Genomic DNA, 2,548 nt, shown 5'->3' on the forward strand with positions numbered 1-2,548 from the left:
TGCGGCCCCCGGCACCATCGTCGTGCTGCACGCCTGCTGCCACAACCCTACCGGCTACGACATCACCCCCGCGCAGTGGGACCAGGTGATCGCCGCCGTCAAGACCAAGGGCCTGACGCCCTTCCTGGACATGGCCTACCAGGGCTTTGGCCACGGCATCGCCGAAGACGGCGCCGTGATCGGCAAGTTTGTGGCTGCCGGCCTGAACTTCTTTGTGTCCACCTCTTTCAGCAAGAGCTTCAGCCTGTACGGCGAACGCGTGGGCGGCCTGTCGGTGCTGTGCGCCGACAAGGAAGAAGCCGGCCGCGTGCTGAGTCAACTGAAGATCGTGATTCGCACCAACTACTCCAACCCACCCATCCACGGTGGCGCGGTGGTGGCTGCCGTTCTGAACAACCCCGAGCTGCGCGCCATGTGGGAACAAGAACTGGCCGAAATGCGCGTGCGCATCAAGGCCATGCGCCAGAAGCTGGTCGATGGCCTGAAGGCCGCCGGTGTGAAGCAGGACATGAGCTTCATCACCACGCAGATCGGCATGTTCAGCTACTCCGGCCTGTCCAAGGACCAGATGGTTCGCCTGCGCAACGAGTTCGGCGTGTACGGTACCGACACCGGCCGCATGTGCGTGGCCGCCCTGAACAGCAAGAACATTGACTACGTCTGCCAGGCCATTGCAAAGGTCGTCTGAGCACGATGAGGAAGCGGCACTCGCGCGCCGCTTTGTGAGCGAAACGCTCCAGAACCCGCACAACGCGGCCCTTCTGGAGCGTTTGCCGTTTCTGGGCCTGCCCGATGCGTGGCTGGTGGCGGGCTGCCTGTTTCAGACGGTGTGGAACCTGCACTCTGGCCTGGAGCCCACCGCGAACATCAAGGACTACGACCTGTTCTACTTCGACGGCAACGACTTGTCCGAATCGGCGGAGCAGCAGGTGCAAGCCCGCGCCACCGCCCTCTTCGCCGACCTGCCCATCACCGTCGAAGCCAAGAACCAGGCCCGCGTGCACCTCTGGTACGAGCGCTGGTTTGGTTACCCGTATGCGCCGCTGCAGTCCGCCCGCAACGGGATCGAGCGTTTTCTGGTGCCCTGCACCTGCGTGGGCCTGCAACCTGCCATCACCCCCGGCGTTGCTCAGCCCAGGCTGTACGCGCCGTACGGACTGGAAGAGCTGTACGCAGGACTTCTCAAACCCAACCCCGCCTGCCCGCACCTGCCGTTGTTTGAGGCCAAAGCGCAAAGCTACCGCGAACGCTGGCCGTGGCTGACAATCCAGGCCGCAGGTCGCGCGACGGCCTGAAGACGCCCCACCGCTGCGACGCGGCGATTTCAGGCGTTATTGGCCTCAAGCGCTAGATGTACATGCGCCAATAGCTATCAAGAAAGAAGCACTCAATCGACTTCAGAAAGCATCCATCAGCCCCACAGCACCGACCGCATCGAGATCGATGCCGACTGATAGCCCGTGTTGAAAAAGCGGGGCATCTCGCTGGGCAGCACGGCTCCCGCTGCGTAAAGCAGCGGCAGGTAGTGCTCGTAAGTGGGGTGCGCCTGCTGGGCCACGGCGCCCAGCTTCTGGAAGTCCTGCAAGGCGCCCAGCTGGCCCTTCTTGATCTGCTCCTGCACCACGGTGTCGAACTCCGTGGCCCAGTCGTAGGCTTCGTTGGCAGCCGAGCCACGGCGGGATGCGCGCAGGTTGTGCACGATGTTTCCGCTGCCCACGATCAGCACGCCCCGCTCGCGCAGGGCCTTGAGTTGCTGGCCCAGTGCATAGTGCTCGGCCGGTGCTCGGCTGTAGTCCATGCTGAGCTGCATCACCGGGATACGCGCCTGGGGGAACATGGGCTTGAGCACCGACCAGGTGCCGTGGTCCAGCCCCCACTCGCCCTCGTCCACGCCGAGGGCGGCGCCCGTGGCGGGGGATTTCAGCTCCTTGGCCAGGCTGCGCGCCACGGCCGGTGCGCCAGGCACGGGGTACTGCTGGTCGAACAGCGCCTGCGGGAAGCCGCCAAAGTCGTGAATGGTTTTGGGGTTGGCCATGCCGGTGAGCTGCCAGCCACCACGCGTGAGCCAGTGGGCCGACACACACAGGATGAGCTGCGGCTGCACGGCGCGCGCCATCAGTTCCGTACCCATGGCCTGCCAGCTGCGGCGCCAGGCGTTGTCCTCGATGGCGTTCATGGGGCTGCCGTGGCCCACAAACAGCACAGGCATGCGGGGCGAGGGCTTGAGCGCCTGCAATGCAGATGCCGTGGCGGCGCTGCTCAGGGACGTGGTCATGAAAGCTCCCGGAAAGGCGGCCAGGCCCGTGAGGGCGGCCAAAGAGGTTCTGCGTTGCATGGGTCAGGGAGCGTAACAAATTATGTATAACGCAGGGAGTGAGCCCGCGCACGCCCCTGAAGTTCCGGCGCCGCGCCTTCCTTTCAAAACCACAACACCGAGACAAGCCACCACCCATGACAAACGCCCTGCCCCAGCCCCTGCGCAACACCCGCGTCCTGAGCCTTGCACTGAACCTGCCTGGCCCCGCCGCCCTGATGCGCTGTGCACGCA

Annotated in this window: 3 protein-coding genes and 1 pseudogene; 3 read left to right on the top strand and 1 reads right to left on the bottom strand. The window is 64.8% G+C overall.

Translation table 11 applies throughout. The features are described from left to right. Positions 1–688 (top strand): aminotransferase class I/II-fold pyridoxal phosphate-dependent enzyme (locus tag DBR23_RS31085; protein ID WP_233250556.1); only part of this gene is annotated, 688 nt, incomplete at its 5' end. A gap of 34 nt (positions 689–722) precedes the next feature. Further along, entirely contained in the window at positions 723–1,295 is a 573-nt protein-coding gene (locus DBR23_RS18735; RefSeq protein WP_233250557.1) for a nucleotidyltransferase family protein, read from the top strand. A gap of 116 nt (positions 1,296–1,411) precedes the next feature. On the opposite strand, the gene ygiD is transcribed toward DBR23_RS18735, so the two are convergent. Beyond that, on the bottom strand, positions 1,412–2,317 hold the full coding sequence (ygiD, locus tag DBR23_RS18740; RefSeq protein ID WP_108499215.1) for a 4,5-DOPA dioxygenase extradiol: 906 nt from the start codon (positions 2,315–2,317) through the stop codon (positions 1,412–1,414). Between the two features lie 134 nt (positions 2,318–2,451). On the opposite strand from ygiD, the pseudogene DBR23_RS31090 reads away from it, so the two are divergent. Beyond that, positions 2,452–2,548: pseudogene (locus DBR23_RS31090) on the top strand (CoA transferase); the annotation flags it as partial.

The organism is Acidovorax sp. HMWF018 (genome assembly GCF_003061035.1).
GTDB classification, from domain to species: Bacteria; Pseudomonadota; Gammaproteobacteria; order Burkholderiales; family Burkholderiaceae_C; genus Acidovorax; species Acidovorax delafieldii.